Origin of the sequence: Marinobacter adhaerens HP15, from assembly GCF_000166295.1 — a bacterium.
Lineage (GTDB): Bacteria > Pseudomonadota > Gammaproteobacteria > Pseudomonadales > Oleiphilaceae > Marinobacter > Marinobacter adhaerens.
Window position 1 is genome coordinate 692,685 of sequence record NC_017506.1, and the last position, 23,609, is coordinate 716,293.

Annotated in this window: 37 protein-coding genes and 3 tRNA genes; 19 read left to right on the forward strand and 21 right to left on the reverse strand. The window is 57.0% G+C overall.

The features are described 5' to 3' along the window. The 14 genes from HP15_RS03355 to HP15_RS03420 form a co-directional block, all read right to left on the reverse strand. Nucleotides 1-1,962: a phage terminase large subunit family protein gene (locus tag HP15_RS03355; protein ID WP_014576190.1), complete on the reverse strand. Its 1,962-nt coding sequence runs from the start codon at nucleotides 1,960-1,962 to the stop codon at nucleotides 1-3. Further along, nucleotides 1,952-2,470 (reverse strand): helix-turn-helix domain-containing protein, encoded by a 519-nt coding sequence (locus tag HP15_RS03360; protein WP_014576191.1) that lies wholly within the window; start codon nucleotides 2,468-2,470, stop codon nucleotides 1,952-1,954. The genes HP15_RS03355 and HP15_RS03360 overlap by 11 nt, the downstream gene beginning before the upstream one ends. Before the next feature lie 117 nt (nucleotides 2,471-2,587). After that, on the reverse strand, nucleotides 2,588-3,019 hold the full coding sequence (locus HP15_RS03365) for a 3TM-type holin (protein ID WP_014576192.1): 432 nt from the start codon (nucleotides 3,017-3,019) through the stop codon (nucleotides 2,588-2,590). Between the two features lie 11 nt (nucleotides 3,020-3,030). Then, on the reverse strand, nucleotides 3,031-3,456 hold the full coding sequence (locus HP15_RS03370; protein WP_014576193.1) for an N-acetylmuramoyl-L-alanine amidase: 426 nt from the start codon (nucleotides 3,454-3,456) through the stop codon (nucleotides 3,031-3,033). Between the two features lie 3 nt (nucleotides 3,457-3,459). After that, entirely contained in the window at nucleotides 3,460-3,768 is a 309-nt protein-coding gene (locus HP15_RS03375; RefSeq protein WP_014576194.1) for a hypothetical protein, read from the reverse strand. Between the two features lie 91 nt (nucleotides 3,769-3,859). Then, nucleotides 3,860-4,393: a hypothetical protein gene (locus HP15_RS03380; protein WP_014576195.1), complete on the reverse strand. Its 534-nt coding sequence runs from the start codon at nucleotides 4,391-4,393 to the stop codon at nucleotides 3,860-3,862. A 9-nt stretch (nucleotides 4,394-4,402) separates the two neighbouring features. Next, nucleotides 4,403-4,735 carry a dATP/dGTP diphosphohydrolase domain-containing protein gene (locus HP15_RS03385; protein WP_049784454.1) on the reverse strand — a complete coding sequence of 111 codons (333 nt, stop codon included), beginning with the start codon at nucleotides 4,733-4,735 and terminating at the stop codon, nucleotides 4,403-4,405. Nucleotide 4,736: 1 nt separating this feature from the next. Beyond that, nucleotides 4,737-5,048, reverse strand: a complete 312-nt coding sequence (locus HP15_RS03390; RefSeq protein WP_049784455.1) for a zinc finger-like domain-containing protein — start codon at nucleotides 5,046-5,048, stop codon at nucleotides 4,737-4,739. After that, entirely contained in the window at nucleotides 5,045-5,719 is a 675-nt protein-coding gene (locus HP15_RS03395; RefSeq protein ID WP_014576198.1) for a DUF6475 domain-containing protein, read from the reverse strand. Before HP15_RS03395 ends, HP15_RS03390 begins: the two co-directional genes overlap by 4 nt. Further along, complete coding sequence (locus tag HP15_RS03400) at nucleotides 5,709-6,722, reverse strand: hypothetical protein (RefSeq protein WP_014576199.1); 1,014 nt, start codon at nucleotides 6,720-6,722, stop codon at nucleotides 5,709-5,711. The genes HP15_RS03395 and HP15_RS03400 overlap by 11 nt, the downstream gene beginning before the upstream one ends. Then, nucleotides 6,719-7,465: a Rha family transcriptional regulator gene (locus HP15_RS03405; protein WP_041644986.1), complete on the reverse strand. Its 747-nt coding sequence runs from the start codon at nucleotides 7,463-7,465 to the stop codon at nucleotides 6,719-6,721. The genes HP15_RS03400 and HP15_RS03405 overlap by 4 nt, the downstream gene beginning before the upstream one ends. A 65-nt stretch (nucleotides 7,466-7,530) precedes the next feature. After that, on the reverse strand, nucleotides 7,531-7,941 hold the full coding sequence (locus tag HP15_RS03410) for a hypothetical protein (protein ID WP_041644987.1): 411 nt from the start codon (nucleotides 7,939-7,941) through the stop codon (nucleotides 7,531-7,533). Nucleotides 7,942-8,118: 177 nt separating this feature from the next. After that, nucleotides 8,119-8,190, reverse strand: a tRNA-Met gene (locus HP15_RS03415). 743 nt (nucleotides 8,191-8,933) lie between these two features. Next, nucleotides 8,934-9,182 (reverse strand): transcriptional regulator, encoded by a 249-nt coding sequence (locus HP15_RS03420; protein ID WP_041644989.1) that lies wholly within the window; start codon nucleotides 9,180-9,182, stop codon nucleotides 8,934-8,936. Nucleotides 9,183-9,298: 116 nt separating this feature from the next. Between HP15_RS03420 and HP15_RS21635 the strand changes: the two genes are divergently transcribed. Both HP15_RS21635 and HP15_RS03430 read left to right on the forward strand, forming a co-directional pair. Beyond that, complete coding sequence (locus tag HP15_RS21635) at nucleotides 9,299-10,282, forward strand: XRE family transcriptional regulator (protein WP_014576202.1); 984 nt, start codon at nucleotides 9,299-9,301, stop codon at nucleotides 10,280-10,282. 35 nt (nucleotides 10,283-10,317) lie between these two features. Next, on the forward strand, nucleotides 10,318-11,229 hold the full coding sequence (locus HP15_RS03430; protein WP_014576203.1) for a hypothetical protein: 912 nt from the start codon (nucleotides 10,318-10,320) through the stop codon (nucleotides 11,227-11,229). A gap of 23 nt (nucleotides 11,230-11,252) precedes the next feature. Here the strand turns inward: HP15_RS03430 and HP15_RS03435 are convergent, their stop codons facing one another. Then, nucleotides 11,253-12,035, reverse strand: coding sequence for an HNH endonuclease family protein (locus tag HP15_RS03435; protein ID WP_169702129.1), 783 nt, complete (start codon nucleotides 12,033-12,035; stop codon nucleotides 11,253-11,255). Between the two features lie 124 nt (nucleotides 12,036-12,159). Between HP15_RS03435 and HP15_RS03440 the strand changes: the two genes are divergently transcribed. From HP15_RS03440 to HP15_RS03520, 17 genes are all read left to right on the forward strand, one after another. Further along, nucleotides 12,160-12,549, forward strand: coding sequence for a response regulator transcription factor (locus HP15_RS03440; RefSeq protein WP_041644990.1), 390 nt, complete (start codon nucleotides 12,160-12,162; stop codon nucleotides 12,547-12,549). A gap of 13 nt (nucleotides 12,550-12,562) precedes the next feature. Then, on the forward strand, nucleotides 12,563-12,760 hold the full coding sequence (locus tag HP15_RS03445; RefSeq protein WP_049784456.1) for a hypothetical protein: 198 nt from the start codon (nucleotides 12,563-12,565) through the stop codon (nucleotides 12,758-12,760). 96 nt (nucleotides 12,761-12,856) lie between these two features. After that, complete coding sequence (locus HP15_RS03450) at nucleotides 12,857-13,045, forward strand: carbon storage regulator (protein WP_014576206.1); 189 nt, start codon at nucleotides 12,857-12,859, stop codon at nucleotides 13,043-13,045. Then, complete coding sequence (locus tag HP15_RS03455; RefSeq protein ID WP_014576207.1) at nucleotides 13,038-13,367, forward strand: hypothetical protein; 330 nt, start codon at nucleotides 13,038-13,040, stop codon at nucleotides 13,365-13,367. The genes HP15_RS03450 and HP15_RS03455 overlap by 8 nt, the downstream gene beginning before the upstream one ends. Further along, nucleotides 13,348-13,569, forward strand: coding sequence for a hypothetical protein (locus HP15_RS03460; protein ID WP_014576208.1), 222 nt, complete (start codon nucleotides 13,348-13,350; stop codon nucleotides 13,567-13,569). Before HP15_RS03455 ends, HP15_RS03460 begins: the two co-directional genes overlap by 20 nt. A 3-nt stretch (nucleotides 13,570-13,572) precedes the next feature. Next, complete coding sequence (locus HP15_RS03465) at nucleotides 13,573-14,193, forward strand: HNH endonuclease signature motif containing protein (protein ID WP_014576209.1); 621 nt, start codon at nucleotides 13,573-13,575, stop codon at nucleotides 14,191-14,193. Continuing rightward, on the forward strand, nucleotides 14,187-14,534 hold the full coding sequence (locus tag HP15_RS03470; RefSeq protein ID WP_014576210.1) for a hypothetical protein: 348 nt from the start codon (nucleotides 14,187-14,189) through the stop codon (nucleotides 14,532-14,534). Before HP15_RS03465 ends, HP15_RS03470 begins: the two co-directional genes overlap by 7 nt. Continuing rightward, the gene (locus HP15_RS21845; RefSeq protein WP_014576211.1) at nucleotides 14,534-14,794 is read left to right on the forward strand and encodes a hypothetical protein; all 261 of its coding nucleotides are present in this window, start codon (nucleotides 14,534-14,536) and stop codon (nucleotides 14,792-14,794) included. Before HP15_RS03470 ends, HP15_RS21845 begins: the two co-directional genes overlap by 1 nt. Beyond that, nucleotides 14,775-14,966 carry a hypothetical protein gene (locus HP15_RS03475; protein ID WP_014576212.1) on the forward strand — a complete coding sequence of 64 codons (192 nt, stop codon included), beginning with the start codon at nucleotides 14,775-14,777 and terminating at the stop codon, nucleotides 14,964-14,966. The genes HP15_RS21845 and HP15_RS03475 overlap by 20 nt, the downstream gene beginning before the upstream one ends. After that, complete coding sequence (locus HP15_RS03480) at nucleotides 14,960-15,187, forward strand: hypothetical protein (protein ID WP_014576213.1); 228 nt, start codon at nucleotides 14,960-14,962, stop codon at nucleotides 15,185-15,187. Before HP15_RS03475 ends, HP15_RS03480 begins: the two co-directional genes overlap by 7 nt. Continuing rightward, complete coding sequence (locus tag HP15_RS03485; RefSeq protein ID WP_014576214.1) at nucleotides 15,187-15,858, forward strand: hypothetical protein; 672 nt, start codon at nucleotides 15,187-15,189, stop codon at nucleotides 15,856-15,858. Before HP15_RS03480 ends, HP15_RS03485 begins: the two co-directional genes overlap by 1 nt. Beyond that, nucleotides 15,858-16,154 (forward strand): hypothetical protein, encoded by a 297-nt coding sequence (locus tag HP15_RS03490; RefSeq protein WP_014576215.1) that lies wholly within the window; start codon nucleotides 15,858-15,860, stop codon nucleotides 16,152-16,154. Before HP15_RS03485 ends, HP15_RS03490 begins: the two co-directional genes overlap by 1 nt. Next, nucleotides 16,151-17,347 carry a hypothetical protein gene (locus HP15_RS22460; RefSeq protein WP_206076547.1) on the forward strand — a complete coding sequence of 399 codons (1,197 nt, stop codon included), beginning with the start codon at nucleotides 16,151-16,153 and terminating at the stop codon, nucleotides 17,345-17,347. The genes HP15_RS03490 and HP15_RS22460 overlap by 4 nt, the downstream gene beginning before the upstream one ends. A gap of 2 nt (nucleotides 17,348-17,349) precedes the next feature. Beyond that, nucleotides 17,350-17,508, forward strand: a complete 159-nt coding sequence (locus tag HP15_RS22280; protein WP_014576217.1) for a hypothetical protein — start codon at nucleotides 17,350-17,352, stop codon at nucleotides 17,506-17,508. After that, nucleotides 17,505-17,765 carry a hypothetical protein gene (locus HP15_RS03505; RefSeq protein WP_014576218.1) on the forward strand — a complete coding sequence of 87 codons (261 nt, stop codon included), beginning with the start codon at nucleotides 17,505-17,507 and terminating at the stop codon, nucleotides 17,763-17,765. The genes HP15_RS22280 and HP15_RS03505 overlap by 4 nt, the downstream gene beginning before the upstream one ends. A 273-nt stretch (nucleotides 17,766-18,038) precedes the next feature. Continuing rightward, a complete protein-coding gene (locus HP15_RS03510) occupies nucleotides 18,039-18,434 on the forward strand; it encodes a hypothetical protein (protein WP_014576219.1) in 396 nt (131 codons plus the stop codon). A 220-nt stretch (nucleotides 18,435-18,654) separates the two neighbouring features. Continuing rightward, the gene (locus HP15_RS03520; RefSeq protein ID WP_041644992.1) at nucleotides 18,655-19,770 is read left to right on the forward strand and encodes a tyrosine-type recombinase/integrase; all 1,116 of its coding nucleotides are present in this window, start codon (nucleotides 18,655-18,657) and stop codon (nucleotides 19,768-19,770) included. 21 nt (nucleotides 19,771-19,791) lie between these two features. Here the strand turns inward: HP15_RS03520 and HP15_RS03525 are convergent. From HP15_RS03525 to HP15_RS03550, 6 genes are all read right to left on the reverse strand, one after another. Next, a tRNA-Met gene (locus tag HP15_RS03525) sits at nucleotides 19,792-19,868 on the reverse strand. Nucleotides 19,869-19,960: 92 nt separating this feature from the next. Then, the gene (gene ychF / locus HP15_RS03530) at nucleotides 19,961-21,052 is read right to left on the reverse strand and encodes a redox-regulated ATPase YchF (protein ID WP_014576221.1); all 1,092 of its coding nucleotides are present in this window, start codon (nucleotides 21,050-21,052) and stop codon (nucleotides 19,961-19,963) included. 37 nt (nucleotides 21,053-21,089) lie between these two features. Next, the gene (pth, locus tag HP15_RS03535) at nucleotides 21,090-21,677 is read right to left on the reverse strand and encodes an aminoacyl-tRNA hydrolase (protein WP_014576222.1); all 588 of its coding nucleotides are present in this window, start codon (nucleotides 21,675-21,677) and stop codon (nucleotides 21,090-21,092) included. Nucleotides 21,678-21,707: 30 nt separating this feature from the next. Continuing rightward, nucleotides 21,708-22,358, reverse strand: coding sequence for a 50S ribosomal protein L25/general stress protein Ctc (locus tag HP15_RS03540; RefSeq protein WP_041644993.1), 651 nt, complete (start codon nucleotides 22,356-22,358; stop codon nucleotides 21,708-21,710). 166 nt (nucleotides 22,359-22,524) lie between these two features. Then, complete coding sequence (locus HP15_RS03545) at nucleotides 22,525-23,475, reverse strand: ribose-phosphate diphosphokinase (protein ID WP_008176348.1); 951 nt, start codon at nucleotides 23,473-23,475, stop codon at nucleotides 22,525-22,527. Nucleotides 23,476-23,527: 52 nt separating this feature from the next. After that, nucleotides 23,528-23,602 (reverse strand) — tRNA-Gln (locus HP15_RS03550). Between the last annotated feature and the right edge of the window lie 7 nt (nucleotides 23,603-23,609).

Genomic DNA, 23,609 nt, shown 5'->3' on the forward strand with positions numbered 1-23,609 from the left:
TCACCAGTGGTTAACCCAGCTTTTCCGGGATCTGGAAGTTCTGCGTCTAGTCTTGCGTTTGGGCTTCTGACCCTCCGCTGGCAGTGGTTCCTCTACAGGCTCTGGCTTGTCGCGTTTCTTGGTGGGCTTCTTCTCGGGCTCTTTACCCTCGTCTTCGCTCATGGCTTTGAGCCTCTCGGCATGGCGGCGGATATTGGGGCTGGCAATCTTGAGGGCGGCATAGGCGTAGACCCGACAGTCCAGTGCCTCATTTCGGGGGCGGGTCTGGTGCCATTCACGCTTGGCCACCCCCTTGATGTACTTGGTGACCAGCTTCTCGGCAGTGATCTGGTGGAACCATTCGGCTTCCCGATCGGCGGGGATATGGGTGTACCCGGGCCCGGGTTCGGTAACCGCCAGCCGGCGCATCACGGTTAGCTTCGCCTCGTCGGTGCCAACGGAAAACAGATCCACTTTCCTCTGGCCCCGGCCGGTTCTCTTTCTGGAAGGCGCAGTGACCACCGGACGGTCCCAACCGCCCACACCTTTGATGGCGAACAGACGACGGCCCGTTTTGCGGCGGGCGTATTCGTAGGCTCTCTGGGTGTAGCCGGTGCTGCCACCGGTATCCAGACAGGCTGCGATGATGCCCAGGTGCGCTCCGGATTCATGCTTCCAGGTAGTTGCCAGGTAATCGTCCAGATCCTGCCAGACCTCATCCCGGAGCGGGTCACCCCACAGCACGGTGTAATCAATGGACCAGGATTCCTCACCACGGCCCCAGGCAACGGTCTCCACTTCCAGGCGGTCCTGCTGCATGTCTATGCCTGACGTCAGCACCACGCCGCCAGCTGGTACCGGATCAGGATATTCTTCAGCACGCTGCATCAGTACATGGGAGTCAGCCTGTTCGCCTTGCTCTTCCCAGGTCTCCGCCAGCGAAACGTTCACGAATGACTGCAGGTCATTGGCGGCTTTCTTGTCCAGGAAGGATTGGACAATGTCCCGCAACCGGCGGAAGCAGGAATACAACTCATTGAGATGGTAACTGGCGTGGCCCCGAAAGGGCTTACTGGCTTTCCATCCAGCGCCCACCTGTTCAGCAGTACGGATTGCCGCGATGCGCTCGCCGTCATTCCACAGCGTGCCGCACTCTTCGCAGATATACCTGGCGGTCTCGGGTAGGTGGTGGCCATCTTCATCCTTGTCCCAGGTCACCCGGTCCCAGTTCAGGCGCTGGTGATGGTCGCAGTGAGGGCAGGCCACGTAGAAGTGACGCTGGTCACCCTGCAGGAAAGCGGCTTCAATCCGAGATTCGTCCTTGATGGTCGGCGTGGATATCTCGATCAGCAGGCGCTGGTCACCAAAGGTCGCGGCCCGTTGCCAGAGTAGCTGCACCTCGTCACCTTCCGGGGTGCCACCGTAGCCGTCTATTTCATCGGCCACGATCAGCGGAGCTGACCGACCGCGCATGGTCTTGGTGGATCCGGCCCAGGCGTACATCATGAACCCGCCCGGGTAGCTCTTCATCCGCTGGTTGTTCACGCCCTCATGGCTGCGCGGCTTGGCAATCAGGTCCTGCAGCACCGGGTTAGTGTCGACCATCGGGTTGAATTTGGTTTCCAGCCAGGTAGTCAGATCGCCCTGGCTGGGCTGCATCATCATCTGGCTCTTTGGCTCGTGCGCAATGAAGTAGCCCTGGACGCAGAGGGCCAGCTGGGTCTTACCAACCTGAGCACCCCACATCAGAGAAATCCGGTGGCAGCCGGGGTGGGTGGCCATATCCATCGGCTCACGCTGGTAGGGCGCATTGGCAAAACGGATCGGTCCCGGGATGGCATTGCCTGCAGCGATTCGGACGTTTTCTTCTGCCCACTGGGAAGGCCTGAGCGGAGCCGGAGGGATCAGGTGGTTGGCTGCTCGCTTCAGTGCTCGGACAACACCGACCGGGTTGCTGAACTGTTCAACGGTTTCAGGCTGCATCCGGCTCCTCTTCCTCCGGCTCCAGATCGATATCGGAATCAGCCGCGGATTCCAGCGCCTGGATTAGCTCGGCAGATAGGACTTCCTTGAAGCGCGCTTCACTGGTCTCGCCGATCAGCTGGCTAACCACACGGCCCGGGACGTTCATGATGTTGGCGCGGATGGTGGCGTTCTCCATGGCGCGGGCCCGCTCGAACTCGTCAATCGGTGCAACCAGCTTTCGGTCCCGGGCAAGGTCCAGCTCGGCCTGGGCTGCTTCGGCGGCCAGCTTACGGAGCTTCAGTTCATACTCATCCATCGGGCCATCACCGGTGGCCTCGATCTGGGCTTGCTCCCGATTCCACTCGGCGACGTCCCGCGTATTGAACTTCCAGGGTTTGCCCTGCCGGCCCTTCTCTTCATAGGGGCAGCCGTTACGGATCCAGCTGGTCACCGTGTTCAACGAGACCCCGAATATCTCCGCCAGCTCCTCGCGATTGACCAGCCGGCCCTTGCCCTTGAATGCCATGACACTCCTAAATAACAACAATCAACCGGAAACCGGGGCGCTCGCTCATGTGAAATCTCGCGAGTCCGCACACCCGCAGTGCACACACTACCGGGGAGTACCTAAAAAATCAGCAAGCTATCGGTTGCGCTGGTCACGAGGCGGGCCTTTGAGAATGGTTGTGATCTTCTCTGCGCCACGGCTCACGAAGTAGAAACCGAACGCGGCCATCAGCATCTGCTTAAGCATCTCCACATAGGCAGCGTCTACCTGCTGCTCATACAGGCTGAAGCCAGCGAACAGCGTCCAGGCCCCCATGAGGTAGACGAGAACAAGCGGCCGGATGTTCTTGCTCAGCCAGCTGTCTGAGGACATGTCGGTCTTGAGGCGCTCGGTGAGCTCGGACTCCATGCGTGCCTGGAACTCAAGGGCCTGAGCCCTGGCGTTGCGGTCCAGCTCAGCCAGCCGTGCCTCAGCCTTGGCACGCTCCTCTGGGGACATGTTAGGCGGGAAGTACGATTTAATCAGGTCTTTGCCTGCGGAGATGAGATCACCAATAACGGGCATCATGGCGCTGTCCTCTAGTCGATTCGGTACTTTTTTCGGCTGGCCCACCATGCAGGGACGTCCATGTTCGGGCAGGTCTTGCGGCTGTCGAGGTCACGGTGACCAACCACTTCGGCCTCTGGATGCTCCAGCAGCTTGACGTGTAGCCAGCCTTCCAGCGTCCTGAGCTGGTCCTCATCGGGCGCAGTATCGGTAATGATGCAGATGCCCAGGCTGTCGGAGTTGTCGCCCTCGCCGTCCTTGTCAAAGTCCCGAACGTGTGCGCCCTGCCAGTAGTCGGGCCTGCCGGGCTGCAGCTCGGCGTCACCGGTAATCACGGCGTTGTAGCCGATGCCGTCCCACCCGCGTTGCTGGTGCCAGCGGTGGATGTCCTCGGCGGTATCGCCCCGGTCCTTTGGGCTGTCGCTGACGTGCACCACCAGGTATTTGATCGTTCTCATGGATTACTGCCTCACCTTTCTCTCCAGGCCCTCGATGCGCCCTTCCAGGATCTGGTTAATCAGGCGCATGTTCTCGCGCTGGGAAGCGGCTTCCGCCTTGGTCTGGTATTTGTCGAACCGCTCGTCCATGGTTGCGATGCTGGCCTCCAGCGTGTCCAGCCGGTTCACCACCACCCCCATGGTGTTGGTCAGGTCGGTTACGGACTTGCCGACCCAGATAATGGCGCCGAGGATCAGCCCCGCGATGATTGTCTGGCCGTGTCGCTCCCAGGTGCTGATATCGCCCCCGCGTGAATCAGTTTTTGCCGGCATGGCTGTTGCTCTCCCATCGGTGGCCGGGTTTGTGTATGCGTCGATGGACTTATGATGGAAGGCTGGCGGTTTGTTGGTCACTGGCACTGGTTCACAGCTCAAGTGGCAGCTGGGGCTTGGGCGGTCTGCGCTGGCCCCGAGGCTTTACGGGGCATTGATCGCCGCCGATATCGATGCGCAGGATGTAACCGAGCGTCAGGGGGCTGATCTTGACGGAATGGGCGATGACCTCGATGTCGGAGCCGGCCTCGTGCATTTCCCGGGCATCGATCACTGCGCTTGCCCACTTTTCAGTGATACCGAGCTTTTCGGCCACTTCCTTGGCCGTATAGCCCAGGTCATACCAGTCGAGAATGCGCCGGTCCTCGATGATGGCCCGCTCCACATACCGGCATTCGGCTGGCTGGATGGCACGGCCGCCGTGCTCCTCGGCTAGGGCCATGGCATCATCCCAGCCCACGAGCTTTACCAGCTGGTGGTCAGGCTTCAGGTTGTGGGGCTTGGGGATATAGATGTTCCTTCGGCGTTCGCGCTTGCCGCAGGGCGGAAGATCCCGGACAAGCCGGAGCGCCTTGTGGTATCCGATAACATCGGCGATTTCCTGTACGCTTTTCGGCAGTCGCATGAATGACCCTTATTCAGTAATGAGAGCTTCCAGCTCAACCTCTCCCAGAAACATCAGGCAGCACACCGCATGGGCGGCATGGTGCAGGCCGGTTTCATCGTCCAGCATGATGCCCTGGCTCAGGGCGTTGATATGCCGCCTGGCAGCGGCGATGTACCGCCTGCGCAGGTCTGGCACTTGCCGCCAGTTGTCCTCGTGGTACTTGATCGCCCCAACGCTCAGCACCTTGGCGGTTTCCAGCTCCATGAGCGGCGGGATCAGGTCCATCCGGGGCTTTTCCTGGTCGTACTTAATGCCTCGTTGCTTGGGCGCTGTTCCTATCAGCGATTGTTTCTTCATCATGTCAGTCTCCGTGGTACCGTGATCCGCCAGCCCCATAGCCTCGGCTGTCGTCTTTGGCCCGCTCGTCCGCCAGCTGGCGGTGTAGCCCTTTAATCTCCTGCTCTTTCTCGTTCAGCCTGAGTCGCAACTGGAGGATCAGCTCAGAGGCTGGCAGTCCTTCGCCGGTTTCCTTGCAGACCACTCCGGAGGATTCGCAGTGGTCGCACGGCAGCTCGTAAAACATCGGCTTTACAACGCCACGGCCATGGCAGGTCGGGCAACGCTTGAGCGGTCGCTTTTGCTTCGTCAGGGTGGGGCCGGACGCCTTTCTCAATGGACGCCTCCGATGCGTTTTGCCGCGCTGTCCACGGCGAGCTCCAGAAACTCCTTGGTGCCGTGCTGCTGAATACGGGCCACCCCCATATCGCCGCCGCCCTGGTAAACCATCCGGGCCTTTTCCGGGTTGCCAATCATTACCGGCTCATCTTGAGGGCGGCCTCGATTGAAACCCTCGTGCTGGCTGTTCTCGTGCTCACAGGTGCCGATCAGCTTTCGCGGGAAAGACTCGGGAGGTTGGAAGGTGAAGCCCTGGTAAAGCTTCTGGAAGTTATTCCGGAGAAACGGGTATTCCTTCTCCTCAGTCATGCTGATTTTCTGCCATCCGCCTAGTCGCTCGATGGCTGCGTGAATCTTGGGATCATCGAAAACTACGGAGCGGTAGTTGCCTACACACCGAATGGCGCGATCGACCTTTGCCCAGGCCTCACCGCTGGCGGATTGGCTGCTGCCCTGAAGCAATCGGACGATATCGGCGGGCTTGGGCGGATACTGGCCGGTATCCGGGTTCGTTACGTGCCGAGAAATGGCGCGCTCAATGTCCGCCAGAGAGAAAGCGATCAGGGACTGGAAGACCATGTAGACCACTCTGGGCTCCATACGCTTGCCGTAGATCTCATAGGCCTGTGCCCAGAGCGAGTCGAAGGCTTCGAGGTCATTAGTGTTCATAGGTCACCCCTTGCTGGCTGGACATGCGCTGTTCATGGATTCTTCGGAGCTCGGCGGCTCGGTCGAGGTCTGGCTCGGCACCAGGCTTGCGCATTTCGGTCTTGCGCTGCAGTGCCAGCCTGGACCACTTTTCGCGGAGCTTGTCAGGGCTCTGGATGTTCGCCGCCCAGAATTCATGCTGGCGGGCCCAGTCGTACAAAATCCGGATGTGCCGATGCTCCCGGCCGTCCTGCTCGCGCATCAGCCGGATTGTGTTGGCCCATCGGGAGAAGTTCGGGGCTCTAGGTTTGTCAGGACCGAGCTGTTCAGCGAGCCGATCCCACATCCACACGGCCAGGTCGAGATCGTCTTGAGTCCCCCAGAAGCGACCGTTCTCAATGGCGGCGTCTGGCCTTGAGGGCTCAGGGTTGGGCTCTGGCTCAGTTTCGCTAGAAGTGTCCAAAGGGGTGTCCGGCCGATCAGGCCCGGACGATCTTTCTGCCGTAATCTCTGCTGTAGTCTCTGTAGTAATCTCTGTAATAGATTGGCGCTTTCCGCCATCACTGTCTGGCGGATTCGTGCACTCTTGAATGGCGGTTTCCGCCATACTTGTTGCACCGTTTGTACATTCTTGATTGGCGCTTTCCGCCAAACTGTTGTTTTTGTTGGCTGTACACTCTTGATTGGCGCTTTCCGCCAAACTGGATGACAGCGCTTCCAGGGCAGCCTCGACAGCCTCAATGTCTACTCGAAAATACAGTCGGGCGGGAACTCCCTTTCGATCCTCCTGAAGGAAGCCGGCTTTAGTCAGGCGGCGGCGGGCAGTTTCCTGCTCACGCCTTGTCATGCCAGTCTCGTCCTGCCATTCCGCCTGTGACTTGTAAAACCATCCATCTGGGTTCCTGGTCCTTGTTCGCCAGTAGAGCGACTGGGACAGCATCATTGCTCCGCACATACCAAGGCCTAGATCCACGAAGGCGCGATTAAATGCGATGGGGCGCGCCATCAGGTCGATAATACTCATGCAGCCTTTTCCTCGTTATCGAAAAGCATGTGTGTGTAGTTGCCATCCCAGTCCTTGCGCATTTCGAGCTGACCCTGTTCATATTGGGAATAGAGCCACTTCGCACCCTTCTGGGTCAGGATTACCTTCTCGCAGGGCCGATCCTCCTTGTTTAGGTACCGGCGCTCGGTGAATAGCTTGTCTCGGTAGGCGGCGGCGCTTCGGTAGCCGTGCTGGGTCTTGAGAAGGCGCTTGCGCTCGACCAGAACGGCCTGAACGCGGTTCAGATTGACGCCATTGAGCATCCGGCAGAACTCCACCGGGGTGAGGCCTGCTTTAAGATTCTCGGCCAGGTCGTTGCACACGGCGTTGAGACGGTCAGTTTCCTGCCGGTAGTGGTTCACCTGGGAGTTCAGGTCCTCAATAACGACTTTCGCTTGAGGGCTGAGGTTTTCCAGCCAGCCCGGGGCGGCTTTCCTTTGTTCCAGCTCGTGCAGGCGCTTAATGACCCTGTGGCGCAGCGGAATGCTATAGCCTGTCACCAAAGTCTCGGTGAGTTCGCGGTCAAGGCGATACTCCGCCTGCTTGCGATTCATTGAATCGAAATAGGTATGAGCAAAACTGCTCACATCTCTTTCAAGCGCCTTGAGCATCACTTCAATATCGCGCTTCACATCTGGGTGGCGCTTCCCGGTGAGCTCCGCAATCTCGCGACTGCTCATCGTGAGTTGCTGTGTGTTGCCCGCAGTAATCAGTTGGTTCATACTGTCCTCCTCGGATGTTAGCCCGGCGAGGTGTTTGCGCACCGTTTGAGCCGGGCTTTCTTATTTCAGGCCTCTGGCCCTTTCCCCGTGACCACCACACGAACCTCTCCGTCCGGCTTCATGATCTCGTCGCGCTTCAGAAACGGATGTGTCCGGAAGTGGCAGTCATCGATCTTCAGTGCATCCGCCAGCCCATCACGGCCTGACTTGAACGCGGCAATAATGTTGTCGTCGTCCCGGGCCCGCCGGTTAGGCGGGTGGAAGTCCAGGAACACATGAATTTCGCCGCCAGCTTCGACCAGCTCCCTCAGCGGAGTCAGATCCCACTTGCCGGCCTGGATGGTCTCCAGCGAAATCATCTTGCAGGTGTACCGATAGACTTCTGCAGCCCTGGCCTTCTTTGCCCAATGCCCTCGTGAGTTCGGGCTTAGGGCCTTGTGCGGCCAGGGAAGTTTGATTTCGAGTTTCTCTGGCATTGCCTGCTCCGACTGCGTAATTCAAAAACTGTCTTAACGTGACATGTCACGTTTTCTCGTAGTGACTCCGGACACTCCGCCAGCCTGGCCTTTCTCTCTTCCCGATCGGCGCCGGCGGCAACGTAGGCGTTCCATTCACCAAGTGATTGCATGGTCCACCTCAAAGCGTTGTCTGGTAGCAGGCGAGGGAGTCGAACCCTCCGATATCCGGGTTATGAGCCCAGCGAGACACCGTTTCTCCATGCCTGCATAGCTGGCGGGTTATCCGGTACCACCGCCGTATGCCTTTTGAAGGGAGGCTACCCAGACCCCCTACCGGTGGGAGCCACAAGTTCGCAATGTCATTGCGGTTGATGCGTCGGCCGGGAACCTCCCAACCCCTTACACATCTGTGGAATGCCCTCGCTTGGCGGACCCGCTTTCAACGGCAAGGACACTCCCAGATGCGTCCCGGTTACCCTCGTCCGGGGACACGTCAACCACCTACCAACGGTGATACTTTTGTGCCGGGTGCCCTGGGCACCATCCCCAGGGTGGAGCCGTGGCGCCGGTGGCTCGACGCACGACGTTCTATGGCCCTACATTCCTGCCGCAGCTCACACGGGCAGTTCAGATTCCGCCGAAGCGGGCGGGCTCTCTCGGGCGGTATCCGTATCCGAGGAGGGCTCTACCTGACTCGCAGGCCTGGGGAGACCTACCAAGTCACCTTGGTCATGGGAGCAGAGCCCTCCCGGATACGGCCTGTCTTTCCAGGCTGTCAGCGCGATCAACTGGGGCGGTGGTGGGTTACCTTTGCCTCGCGCTGCTGGCGTTCTATCGCCGGGACCCTGTCCCCGGCTGCAATGTCGGCACCTCGGCTTACGCCTGGCCAGCTTGTTTTACCGTCTGCTTCTGATAGCGCTGCAGCTCGCGCTTGCTTCAAACCCTGTACAGATATCCACCCGTAGTCAGACGGGTATTCCGCCAGCTCCGGAGTGGTTTAATGGAAACCATCAGGCGGCCTCTCCAGATCGTTCCGCCGGCAACCCGTCAGTAGGATTCGGGTAGATGTCCGGGCGGAGCTCGTGAGGAGTGACCTGCCAGTCGATGGCTTGGGCAACAGGAATGACGTATTCAGCAGGAATTGATTGATCTCGGTTTAACCAATTCCATATGTAGGGCTGAGACAGCCCTACTAGCTTTCCAAGCGACGTTTGGTTGCCAGCTATTTCAATTGCCTTTTTGAGGGCTTCGGTACTCATCGACGTCTCCGCTGCGTTCGCATGCAATAACAACACTAGTTGTTTTATATGTCAACATCTGTTGTTGGAGCACCCTAAAACAATTGTTTTATGATGTTTTTTTTAAGGGGAGTTCAATGGCGTTAGGGCAAAGACTCAAACAGGCAAGAAAACTCGCTGGTTATACTCAAGAGCAGCTTGGTGAGCGCGTCGGACTGACTCAGGCGGCAATTGGAGCTCTCGAAAAAAGGGATAGCCAGCGCTCAAACAAGGCTGCAGAAATGGCTGAAGCTCTTGGGGTCAGTTTGTTGTGGCTGGTTTCCGGTAGCGGGCCAATGCTTGAGGAGGAGGCGAGGAAGGCTCGTAAAGAGCTTGATCAGTCTGATGCCCGGTATCAATGGGAAACGATATTTTTTGATTGCGTTCGAGAAAGCTTGGAAGCTGGCGACAATATTGAGAATCTGCTCGGCATCACTGAAGACGAATTCGAAGAAATAACTGGTGGCGGCTTATATGCGCCAGATTGGTTGCTTTCAAAAATTGAAATTGAGGGCTTTCCCAGATCGGGGACGAAACGCGATGTTTGTGTGTCACCGCAGACTAATAAAAATTTACAGCGGGCTTCTAAAAATGCCGACGAACTGGAGTTCTTCGGGCACATGGATGCTTGGGACAGCAACACGCCATTGGATGAGGATGAAGTTGAATTGCCTCTGTTCAGGGAAGTAGAGCTGGCAGCCGGCGCGGGCCAGACTCAGGTAATCGAGAACCACGGCGCCAAACTCCGCTTTGCAAAATCCACGTTATCCAGGGCAGGGGTGGTCGAAGAGAACGCAGCCTGTGCCTTCGTCCGCGGCAACAGCATGGAACCGGTTATGCCGGACGGCACCTGTGTTGGCGTGAACACCGGTGACACTACCATCCGGGATGGCGAAATCTATGCGATCGACCACGATGGCATGCTCCGAGTGAAGTATCTGCACCGTCGACCAGGTGGCGGAATCAAGATTGTGAGCCAGAATGCATCAGAGCATGCGACTGAAGAGTATTCCGCTCAGGATGTGATCGACAACAATATCCGGATCATCGGGCGTGTTTTTTGGTGGTCAGTGTTGCGCTAGTTTTCCGATAAATCCAACGAAGTAAGGCTCTTGAAATGGACTTCAGCATTCCCCAGCAGGTTCACTACACAAACAAAAACAGGGCCTCTATTCAGGAAATAGCGGATGGGCTCGTAGCATTAGATAGCCTGATCAGGCAAACTCCAAGCGTGCTTGAAGCGCTGTTTCCGGACTACAAGATAGAGTCTGTCGAGATATATCTCGATGAGTTCAGATCCGGAAGTATTTGGGAAGACCTCGTTGTAAAGTTCATCTTTGGCAACCAGAAAAACTTCGACAGCGCCATTGGTGCGGCAAGAGAAAAGCTTGGTATGGAGGAGGTCATGAGTGACCCTCAAGTGCTATCCGCAATTATTTTGGTTATGGTCCTGAGCGGTGGCCTCTACTGGTTGGGGAAACGGTCAAAGAATAAGCCCGAGAAAAGAGCTGCGATTGAAGCAAATAACAACACCGTTATCCAAATTGGTAGCGGCATGGTCGGCTTGGATGCAGACGAATTTCGGGCACTCATTGATAACGCGGTGCAGGACAAGAATCAACTTGCCAAAGACGCAGCCCGGATCGTGAAGCCTGCAAAGCGAGATCCAAATGGATATATCGAGTTTGGGGATAATCCCGGCCTAAAAATTACCAGTGAGTCCGTCAAAGCAATGCCGGATTATGTCCAGGATGATGAGCCAGAGGAGATAGTCGAAGATTACGACGGGCTGTTGCTGGAGCTCAGGGCCATTGATCTCGATCACACTAAAAGCGGATGGCGCGTGCGCGCTCCTGACCTCAGCGATCGAAGAATAAAGCTTCAGCTGGATCCATCCGTTATGCCTGACGACCTTTTCAACAAACGCCAAATACGTGGCAAAGTCACGGTCGTTTTCCGTTCAGATAATGCCGGTCAAAAAATACCGCGATTGATTTTTCTGCGCGAAGTTATTGAAGACGATGTATAGCCTGATAAATGAAGGGCTTTTTCTTACCCGCAATACTCCGCCAGCTGCTGTTTGTATCGATTGAACTCTCCCTGCGAGGGCTTCAGCCCGTAAACCTTCACTATCCTGACGAACCTGCTGACGTACTGACACTTCCCAGCTGGCGGAAGCCATTCCTCAGGCCCCTGAGCGCCTTTCTGGCGGTTTAGGGACAGCTCTACACTCCACAAATTGACCGGATCGTTGGCGAACCTTTCCCGCTTACCATCAGACCAGGTATTGGCTCCGTGGTCCCAAGCCCACTTCAGCGGTACGACATGATCAATATCGATCTCTGAAGCATTCTGAATGACCTTGCCCGTAAAGGGGCTGATCCAGCGGCCGGTAACCACCCTGCAGAGCCTTTCATCCGCGAATCTGACCTTGGTGCTGGACTGAGCGATCAGGGCCTCGGCACGGCTGTTCTGGCAGTCTCCATCCGCATCATCCCACCCATGCCCAAACTTGCTTCTCTCATACCGTGAGTCGGCTTTCGCCAGGGGCCTGCTGGCGGACTCACTGTTGTCTCGATATCCGCTCATGCCCTTTGGAAGTCGACCGCCGGACGCCAGGCAAGCTTCAACCTTGTCGAAAGCTTGGTAGTTCTTTGTCCGGTCGAAGTAGGAACTGGCTGGCGGATGGCAGATGCCTGAACTCGTTTTCTTTACCAGATCTGCGGCTGCCGGGAATGGGCAGGCTAGAAGCAGGGTAGCGATAACTGCAGTTAAGTTTCTTTGCACGAATGCCTCCTTGTTTGTCGCGGCAAATATATAGAACTTCCTGCCCATATTCACCCGCAAGATACGCCCCACAATGACCGAGAGGCCGGCAAAAAAAACAACATTGGTTGTTGACATGGAAAACAACAGGTGTTGTTATAGTGCCCATACCGTTGATCAGGGAGACAACAAAATGGGCCGCAGACAAAAACCGCATTACCCACGAATGGAGGTGGAGCTGGCAGACACGACGCTCCTCCCACCACGCCGGGCCGAAGTCGTTATGCTCGCGGCGAGGGGCATGAGCGCCAAAGAAATTGGGCGGTTGCTGGATATCTCACCAGACACCGTGACCTGGCATCTAGATGAAGCGAAAGACCAGTTTCACGCGCAGAGCCGAGTAGATCTCATTTCACAAGGCTGGATGCAGGGCCTCTTCCGGGCTAGGGCATTTGCTTTCGTTCTCATGGCTTTCTCAGCACTACCCGCAATGCGAAGCAGGCCTACACCAATGACAGGCACCCGTCCGCCAGCGGTTCGCAACACCATTGGCCGGAATCAGATCCGCGAAAACCGAGCTTAACCAGGAGATCACTATGGCAACTCTGACGATTGAACTGCCGGAGAAAGTTACCCAAGGCCAAATGATGGAGGCACTGGCTTCGTTGGGCTGTGAGCTTCGGCTTTCCAGCGATGGCAGGAACTACAAGGCCGTGCCGAGAGAGCAGGGCAACGTGGTCCGTATGCCGACTCGGATTCGCGAAGTCCGCCAGCCGGGGCCGGGTGTCGCATGAATATCGATCCAGAACACTTGTCAGTAGCGCTCAGCGCAGCGCTTCTTTTCTGGCTGGCAATAGCAATCGACACCATCAAAAAAAGGAGAAGAGAGAATGCTGATTCTGACAAGGCGCACCGGAGAGACGATCGTCATCGAGACCCCGAGCGGGGAAGTGGTGGAGGTCACCGTTCTGGGGAACAACGGCCCGCAAATTCGCATGGGCGTTACCGCGCCAAAGCACACAAGCATTGACCGCGAAGAGATCTACAAGCGCAAGAAGGCGGAGGCCAATCATGGCTGAGTGCTATGCCCACGAGGTTTTCGGGAATCTGTCCTGCTTTGCAGGAACCCCGGACCAGGTGAAAGCGGCACTGGCCAACCAGGCAGGTGAGGACATGGTCGACTGGGGCAGGGTGGTACCGCTCCAGGTGGAGACTGCCAAGTCCCGACACGCTGAAGAGCTTTACCAGGTGCTCAGGGATCTCACCTCCATGGCCCGACTGGGTGTGCCTATCTCTTGCATCAACACATACCTGGCGGCGATCCGGAACGCGGAGCAGCTGCTGGAGAAAGTCGACAACGAATCCACGGAGGATTCCATCCATGAAAAACAAGCTGATTGATCTTAACAACCATCTTTTTGCCCAGCTGGAACGGCTGAATGACGAAACCCTGAAAGGTGAAGACCTGGAACAGGAGATCGAAAGGAGCAAGGCAATCACCGGCGTCAGTAAAGAGGTTGTTGCGAATGGTCGCCTCGTCCTCGATGCCGAAAAGCATAAGCGCGAACACGGCCTGACCAACGGCCCCAAGTTCCTGGAGTAAGTCATGGCCACCTGGAATGCGCAACGGGATGACTGGCTGCGATCGCTGTATCCGGACACTCCGAACCGAACGATCGCGAAGATGCTCAATTGCAGTTACCTGGCAGTGAAAAACAGGGCGACGGTTCTTGGACTCAAAAAGGATCCGGCATACATGGCCAGTAAGCCGGGGTGCTTCAAGCCAGGGCAAGAAAGCTGGAACAAGGGACTCAGCTATCAACCAGGTGGCCGCTGCCAAGAGAACCAGTTCAAGCCCGGGCAAAAACCGCAAACGACAGTGCCGGTTGGCACCGAGTCGGTCGACAAGGATGGCTACCTGAAGCGGAAGGTTCGTGATGATGCGCCTTCAGGGATGAGCCGGAAGAACTGGAAGTTTGTGCACGTCCTGAAGTGGGAGGAGTACCACGGCCGTCCGGTACCGCCAAAGCACGTTGTGCGATTGAAGGACGGAGATAAGCGGAACTTTTCCCGGGAGAACCTGGTGCTGGTGAGCATGGCTGAGAACGCAATCCTGAATAAGTTCTTCGCCATGGAGAACCCGCCAGAGGGGAGCTTCGATGTGCTCCACAACCTGGCCAAGATCAAGTTGGCAGCGAACAAACGGAAACGGGAGCTGACATGTTGATTGCAAGCTATGAGCAGTGGGAAGCCGAGCAGAGGCAGATCATAGAGCAAGAAAACCCGTTTCTTGAGTGCCGGCGTTGTGACGGCGAGGGAGAGATCATCGAGGACTGCCCCTGTTGCGGTCATGAAAAGGAAGAGGAGTGTCCGACTTGCGAGGGCGCCGGGCAGATCAGGTATGAGGACGCGCCGATAGGTTTGCAGCGCAAACAGATTGAGCCGTGGATGTACTTCGACCAGGTCATTGCCGACCTGAAGAAGTGGTGCGCTTACACCCGTGAAGACTTTTTGAAGCTGGCCGGTGGATTCGTTAATGAATTCCGCAAACAGCATGGGAGGGTCTGATGGACGGAAATACAGCCAGAACCATCCTCAGCCTGAACGATCAGCGGGACAAGGCCGAAGCCAGCAAACGCCAAGCGCTCCTGGAGCTGGCCGAAATGAAGCACGAGCTTCAGGTGCTCAGGCACATGAAGCGAGAGATCCTCGTCTGCCTACTCGATCGACGGTTGCCGCATTACCAGCGGGACGGATCATCACCCAGCTGCCACCACACAGTCAGCCGAATAGCGAGGATTGTACGCAGTGCACACGCAGGTAACTGACCTGAGTCACGAGGATCGCGCTGAGGCGATTATCGAGCTCATTGAGAGCACCGGCATGGCCTACGCCCATTCCAGCGGCTGTGTGGTGCTGAAGGACGGAACATGGCTCCAACCCGAGCAGTGGCAAGTGTGGGTGGAGCATCTGAAAAGTGAGGAGAGGGAAGCATGCTGACACAAGAGCAACGAGATGAGGCGGTCAGGCTCCTGGGGACGTCCGCGGACGACTGCGAGCAGAACATCATGCGCAGTGTCGAGATCAACCCCTATTCGGGACTCATGACCGTGGCCAGCACTCTGGTACATGCCAACCAGACAAATCGAATGAAAAAGTCTCATCGCCAAGCGTTGATGAAAGCCGGCCGGAAAGCTCTGAAAGAGCTGGGAGACCTCTGATGGATCGGCCGATTATTTTCAAAGACGACATGATTCGCGCCATTCTCGAAGGCCGGAAGACGCAGACGCGGCGGGCAATGAAGCCTCAACCAGAAGGCGGATTGGATTTCACGCCATTCGCACCGTTCGGCGCTGTGAATGGCAAAGGGAATCCGCTGATCTGTAGGCATGGTCAGCCCGGTGACCGGCTGTGGGTTCGCGAAACCTGGTGTGAGGTTGATGATACCGGCCTCGCTGGTGAGCGTTGGGTCGATTATCGGGCAACACCGAAGTATTCGGCATCGCACCCCGCTGGCTGGGAGAACGCTCCGGACGATCCGGAAGCTTTGAAATGGCGCCCTTCAATCCACATGCCCCGGTGGGCCAGCCGTATCACGCTGGAAATCACAGCTGTTCGGGTGGAGCGGTTGCAGGATATCAGCGAGAAAGACGCAATTGCTGAAGGCGCCCGCCACTTTCCAGATCTCCCAGGCACCAGCCCATATGGACAAGATGATCGATGGTCCATGGAAACACCGGACAGCTGTGACAAGTGCCTCGGCAATGCTCGCATGGCTTTCGCCAATTACTTCTGCAAGATCACCGGGAATGCACCAAAGGGCTTGCACGATCCAAGGCCATGGGATGCCAACCCCTGGGTATGGGTGATCGAGTTCCGGAGGGTTGATTGATGGCCATGACATCAGCTGAAAGAAAGCGCCGCCAGCGTGAGCGGGAAAAGCACCTGGACATTAAGCCTTTCACTATGCAACTGGCTGCCAACGAGAGAACAGCGATCGAGGAGGCGGCAAACCTCCGAGAGTTCGAAGATCAGACCGAGTACATCCTCGCGCTGGTTTACAAAGATCGTGACATGTCACGAAAGGAAAATGTGTGCAGCTATCCCGAATGCCGGTGCCCTTTCGATATGGGGCCGGATGGTAAATGCCTGGTTGGGAAGCCGCGGGAGAAGGAGGTTCAAGAGTGAGCGAAAATATCCCTTTCGAGTTAACCGATGGAGCTTGTTGCCCGGAATGCGGGACCAAGATGATTCCAATCACTCATTCGGAGACAGAAATCGATCCATGGTGGTGCACAGAGTGCGGCTTCAATGAGCCAGTGGATTCTGAAGGTGGTACCGACATTGATGGCGGCACCATTGAACATAGAGAAGATCAGCTGGACTGCGCTCTGAGCGGACAAAGCAAGCAAGATCGCCTGATTGACTCGGTTCACGCAGAACTGTGTGGCGTGGCATACAACATGATGCTGTCGCACACCATTTCAGGCAACTGGCCAGATAGTGAGGCAGCCACCAAGGTCAAGCATGACCAGCTGTTGGCGCTGGCTTACGAGTTGCGGAAACTGAAAATTGGGCCAGAACAAGCCGATCAGGTGCCGGAGGGCTACGCGCTTGTCCCTGATTCCATGTGTCTCAGTTACGAGGATATTGAAAGCATCATCACCATGACCGGCTGGGATGAAGGCCGGGATGATTTTGGCGAGGGCGTGCTTTGGGTGGGCACTCTCAAAGATGATGACGGCAAAGAGACTTATGGGCTTCATATCAGTTGCATCGAGGTGATGGAAGAAGGCGCTCTGCCGGTTCAGGAATTTCAGAAGCCGCCACTCACCACCCCCACACCTGCCACCACATCCGAACAGGGTAGCGATAGTGTGCGCGGCGATCTGCGTTGTCAGCAATGCGGAAATATGGAGCCCTTCCACGCCACTGGATGCGCTCAACCTTATGGCGAGTTTGCTGCCACCACACCCGAAACGGAGTCGTTCCAGAGCCGTGTCCAGCCGTGGCTACTGGAGTGCTTTGGCGCAATGATCGCGGGAGATAAAGAGGAACGTAACCACCGATTCCTTGAGGAAGCATTGGAGTTGGTGCAATCGCTGAGGTGCACCGCTGATGAAGCGCACAAGCTGGTTGATTACGTGTTCAGCCGTCCGGTTGGCGATCCGCCCCAGGAAGTTGGCGGCGTCCAAGTGACTCTCGCTGCCCTGTGTCTTGCCAACGCGATGGATATGCACCAATGCGGGGAAACAGAGTTGGCAAGGATCACTCAGCCGGAAATGGTCGAGAAGATTCGCGAGAAGCAGAAGCGCAAGCCGTCAATGTCTCCGCTGCCCGGAGTGTATCCAGACCGCCCAGCCCCACCACAGGAGCAGTGAGAATGGATAAGTGGCGCAAGGCGATCAGCTTCACAGTCTGCTTCATGGCACTGACCTACATAGGCGGGTTCATGTTGCTTCTAGGGGCTCATCATTCCGCAAAAATGGTCGGGGTGAGTGTGGTTATCGCGGTAGACGAAGGTGCGGGAGGTGAGCAGTGAGTCATGAACCGAACGATGCAAGCAATTACCGCCCTCGCTTTGCCAACCCAGCGGGCCGGATCAGTGAGCTGGAAAACATGCTGGAGTTTGCCAAGCAGGAAATCGAAAACTTCCGGGACAAGTGGGTTGCAGAAAAGCGAAAGGCAGAGCGTCGTCAGGCGCTACTCGGTGAGGTCTTTTCAGCTTTCCCGCCAATTCAGGCCAGAGAAGAATGTGAGCTGTTGGCGCGAATAAGCCGGGAGGTCGCTGATGAATAATCCTGACTACGGAGTACGCCTGCCAGTTTACCCGGATACTGATCTTGGTGGCGGCTACAGGCCGAACATCAACTGCATCCATTTCTATCGCGGCAGATGCGCTCATCCATCGGCCCGTCGAGCAATTCTGCCTAACAAGCGGTGCGTCCTGCTCGGAATTGATGAAAGGTGCGCTGGGTGCCGATACCAGGTTGAGAATGCACGTCCCAATCCGCCAGCAAATCCGCCGCCAATGCCTCCAGTAAAGCCAGCGAAAGCTCCAGGAGATGAGTAATGGGTCAGCTTGAAATGTTCGCCTCTGAGCGGCCAGAACCCGCCTTCGAGCATGGTGGTTACATGCCGCCAGCAACCATGCTCTATCGAGGTCAGGATTTTCCGGCCAGGTACAAAGATCTTCATGGTCTGATCACTCTGGAAGTGCCCACACTTTTCTGGCTGATGGATCGAGTGATGGAGGTTTTGAAAGGCGAATCGGTTCACTGGTACGACATGAGTAAGGCAGTCGGCTTTCCAATTGAGACCTACACGCTGTCCTGGCATCTGAGCCTTATGGTCAGCCGAGGCCTGATAGATGCAGAGGAAGTCTACCTGGGCGGCAAGAGGCCGGGAGATAAGGACTATGCAGGCTTTCAGTATCGCTATTCACTTCCCGAGGAGGTGTCTTCATGACGGAAGTAATGATTCAGCCGCGGATCATTCGGGCAGGCCAGGCCCCGGACTATTGCGGTATGGGGCGGGAAGTTTTTAACAAAGAAATTCGGCCGTATCTCACTGAAATTCCGATTGGAGAGATCGGAAAGGGATTCGATCGCCTTGATTTGGACAGTGCCCTGGACGAGTATATTTCTCGGCGAGGGCGTGCTCCGGCCCAAAAATGGAGTGAAGTAGCATGTCGAAAAGTGGGAACGGTCTCCGCCTCCGCGGCGGGACATGGCACATCGAGAAGCGAATTAACGGACGGAGGATTCGCGAAAGCACTGGAACGAGCGATCGGGTAGAGGCAGAGCAGTACCTCGTCCGAAGGCTCGAGGAAATCCGCCAGGCTTCGGTCTATGGTGTTCGGCCAGGCCGAATCTGGCGGGAGGCGGCTCTCAGGTATGCCCGGGAGTTCGCACACAAGCGAAGTATAAAGCGGGATGTGCAGGATCTGAAGTCGCTGGACCCTCACATTGGGAAGCTACCCCTGAACCAGGTGCATTCCGGAACACTGCAAAAGTTCATCGATGCCCGACGGAAAGAGGGTGCGAAGTCTGGCACCGTCAACCGATCGCTGGCCGTGGCCCGGAGAATTCTCAGGCTATGCGCCGAACTTTGGCGGGACGAATACGGGATGACCTGGTTGGAAACCGCGCCGATGATTCCGGACGTGGATTGGAAAGATTCAAGGGATCCGGCGCCGGTGACCTGGGCAGAGCAGGGCAGGTTGTTCCAGGAACTGCCAGAGCACCTGAAGGATATGGCCGAGTTCGCGGTGCATACCGGGTGCCGGGAAAGCGAGATCTGCGCTCTGAAGTGGGAGTGGGAGGTTTCGCTACCTGACAAGGGGTTCGGGTTCATCTTGCCCGCCAGCGTCACGAAGAACGGCTGCGATCGCCTGGTGGTTCTGAATGCAACGGCGAGAGCCGTGGTGAACCGCCAGCGAGGTAAGCACGAGCACCAGGTGTTCACCTTCAGCAGCCGGCCGGTGGCCTCTATCTTCAATAATGCCTGGCGCAAAGGGCGGAAGAAGGCAGGGCTTACCCATGTCCGTGGGCACGATCTCCGGCATACCTTTGGCAGGAGGCTGAGGGCTGCTGGGGTCAACGAAGAAACCCGGGCGGAGCTCCTGGGGCATAAACGCGGATCGGTCACCACACACTACTCGGCGGCAGAAGTTGCTGAACTGGTCAAAGCGGTGGAGCTGATCGCGGAGAAGAGAGGACCGGATTCCGATGGCGTGGCCGTGGTGAAATTCCGGTTTGGGCACAAAATGCCCACAGTAGAAAAAAGAAAGGCCGCTGAGTAAGCGGCCAAACCTTGGAAATACTGGTAGCAAGGGGCGGAGTCGAACCGCCGACCCCAGCATTATGAGTGCTGTGCTCTAACCAACTGAGCTACCTTGCCATTTCGCTTTGGGCATCGCCCCAAACGAGGCGCGTATTTTCAGTATTTGGGCCCTTTCTGTCAAGGCTTAGGCCCCAGTTTTTCCTGAAAAATTACACGTTGAAGCGGAAGTGGATAACGTCGCCGTCTTTCACGATGTATTCCTTGCCTTCCAGGCGCCATTTTCCGGCGTCCTTGGCCCCGGCTTCGCCGTTGTACTGAACGAAATCGTCGTAGCTCACCACTTCTGCCCGGATGAACCCGCGTTCGAAGTCGGTGTGGATCACGCCAGCGGCCTGAGGCGCCGTAGCACCAATTTTGACGGTCCAGGCGCGGACTTCCTTCACCCCGGCGGTAAAGTAGGTCTGCAGGCCCAGCAGGCCGTAGCCGCCGCGAATGACGCGATCCAGGCCTGGCTCTTCCATACCCATCTCTTCCAGGAACATGGATTTTTCATCGTCTTCCAGTTCGGAGATTTCGGCCTCTATCTTGTTACAGATGGGTACTACCACGGCATTTTCCGATTCGGCGATCTTGCGCACCGTATCCAGATGCGGGTTGTTCTCGAACCCGTCTTCGCTGACGTTGGCAATGTACATGGTCGGCTTCACGGTCAGCAGGCAGAGTTCCCGGATCAGGGCCATCTGATCCTTGTCGAGGTTCATGCTGCGCACCGGTTTGCCCTCGTTCAGCACGGGCAGCAGTTTCTCGAACATCTCCAGCTGGGCCTTGGCTTCCTTGTCACCGCTCTTGGCCACGCGTTGAACCCGCTTGATGGCCTTTTCAACGGTTTCCAGATCGGCGAGGGCCAGTTCGGTGTTGATGACTTCGATGTCGGAGGCCGGGTCTACCTTGTTGGCGACATGAATGACATTGCCGTCTTCAAAGCAGCGCACCACGTGGGCGATGGCATCGGTCTGGCGGATATTGGCCAGGAACTGGTTGCCCAGGCCCTCGCCCTTGGATGCGCCTGCCACAAGGCCGGCGATGTCGACAAATTCCATGGTGGTCGGAACGACACGTTCCGGCTTTACGATTTCCGCCAGCTTGTTGAGGCGCGGGTCCGGCATGGCGACAACACCGGCGTTGGGCTCGATGGTGCAGAACGGGAAGTTTTCCGCGCCAATGCCGGATTTGGTCAATGCGTTGAACAGGGTAGATTTGCCGACGTTGGGAAGGCCGACGATGCCGCAGTTAAATCCCATGGAATGCCTCTGCTGGTACTGGAAAAATTTGAGCGGATTATACCGGTTTGAAACTGTGCAGGCGATTCATGGCGGCGGGGAGTTTGCCGCTGGCTGCATCCGGTAATACCCGCATGATTTCGTCGATCACTGCGTTCAGTTCCTCGGTTTCCTGTTTGCCCAGGCGGCCGAGGACGTACCCGGTTACCCTGCGGCTGTCGCCGGGGTGGCCGATACCGATGCGCAGTCTCTGGAAATCGTTGGTGCCCAGGTGGGCGATAGCGTCACGCAGGCCGTTGTGTCCGCCGTGGCCGCCACCTTTCTTGAGCTTTGCGGTACCCGGGGGCAGATCGAGTTCGTCGTGGGCAATCAGAATCTGTTGGGGCTGAATCTTGAAGAAGTCTGCCAGCGCCTTGATGGCCAGGCCGCTGCGATTCATGAAAGTGGTCGGATTCAGGAGGTGCAGGTCCAGGCCCTGCCATTGAATGCGGGCATAGAGCCCGTGGTACTTCTTTTCGGGGCGGAGCGTCTGGCCCGCGGTGCGAGCCAGAGCTTCCACGAAGAGGGCGCCGGCGTTGTGGCGGGTATTCTCGTAGTCAGCGCCGGGGTTACCCAGACCAACCACCATGACAATATCCTGCGCCATTCGCCGTTGCCCTCCTCAGTTAAGGAGTGATTACTCCTTGTCTTCGCCGCCTTCTTCGCTTTCTTCGCCGTCTTCGGCTTCGTCATCAACCTTGGCGCCACGCGGCTTATGGATAGCCACTACAGGCAGGTCGTGATCTTCACCCTGGAGCAGGGCGGCAATCTTGACGTCTTTCGGCAGTTTCAGGTCGCTCAGGTGAACTACCTGGTCCATCTCGACAGTGGTCATGTCCACTTCGATGAACTCGGGCAGGTTCTGCGGCAGACAGATCACTTCAACTTCGTTGATCTGGTGGTTCGCTACACCGCCGTGGAGCTTGATAGCCGGTGCGGTGTCTTCGTTGATGAAGTGCAGCGGTACGTTGACGTGGATCTCGTGGTCCTTGTCAACACGCAGGAAGTCAGCGTGGGTCAGGATCGGCTTGTACGGGTGACGCTGCAGATCCTTCAGGATTACGCTTTCTTTCTTGCCGTTCAGCTCAACGGTCAGAACGTGGGAGAAGAATGCTTCGTTCTCCAGGGCTTTCTTCAGCTCGTTGTGCCAGATGGCAATCGGAGTTGCATCCTTATTGCCACCATAAATGATGGCCGGGATTTTCCGTTCCTCACGACGCAGGCGGCGGCTCGCACCTCTCCCCTGATCGTCACGAGGAAATGCTTCGATAACAAATTCCTGAGACATGGTAATAACCTCAATCGTCACCTGAGCTGCCCGCGACCAGGCGTAGGATCAGGTGATGTTTCTGAAAAGCCGGATTTTTCCGGCTGACTAAAAGAGTCGGGAGCCTGTGTAGGCTCCCGACCCGGTAACTGCTTGTAATACCTTGATATTACGACCGAAAGGTCACTCAGGCATTCTCGAACATGGCACTGATGGACTCTTCGTTGCTCACGCGGCGAATCGACTCCGCAAGCAGCCCGGCCATTCCGAGGACGCGGATTCTATCACAATTATGCGCTTTGTCACCCAGCGGGATGGTATCGCAGACCACAAGTTCGTCCAGCTGTGAGGCATTGATGTTATCAATGGCCGGGCCGGAGAGAACCGGGTGGGTGATGTAGGCAACCACGCGGGCCGCGCCGTGTTCTTTCAGGGCGTTGGCCGCTTTGCACAGCGTGCCGGCGGTATCAATGATGTCGTCTACCAGGATACAGGTCTTGTCTTTGACATCACCGATGATGTGCATTACCTGGGAAACGTTCGCTTTCGGGCGACGCTTGTCGATGATGGCAAGGTCGGCGTCGTCCAGGCGCTTGGCCACGGCACGGGCGCGAACCACGCCGCCAACGTCCGGAGATACCACGACAAAGTTCTCGAAACGCTGTTTGAAGATGTCTTCAAGCATGACCGGTGTGGCGTAGATGTTGTCCACCGGGATATCGAAGAAGCCCTGGATCTGGTCGGCGTGCAGGTCAACGGTCAGGACCCGGTCAACGCCGATGCTGGAAATCATGTCTGCGACCACCTTAGCGCTGATGGCAACACGGGTAGAGCGTACCCGGCGATCCTGGCGCGCGTATCCGTAATAGGGGATAACGGCGGTGACCCGTGTAGCGGAAGCACGGCGAAGTGCGTCGGCCATCACGATCAGTTCCATCAGGTTATCGTTGGTGGGGTAGCAGGTCGGCTGGATGATGAACACATCATGGCCGCGGACATTCTCATTGATCTCGACGGTGGTTTCCCCGTCGCTGAAACGGCCAACAGTGGCCTGACCCATGGGAATGTGGAGTTTGCGGGCAATCGCTTGAGCCAGTTCAGGGTTGGCGTTGCCAGCGAAGATCATCAGTTTGGACACGACGGCATCCTTCTCAGTATCGGCGTTTGATTCAGAAGAAGCGGGAGAAAGGTGGCTGGGGTGGCAGGATTCGAACCTGCGCATGACGGGATCAAAACCCGTTGCCTTACCACTTGGCGACACCCCAGTATCGT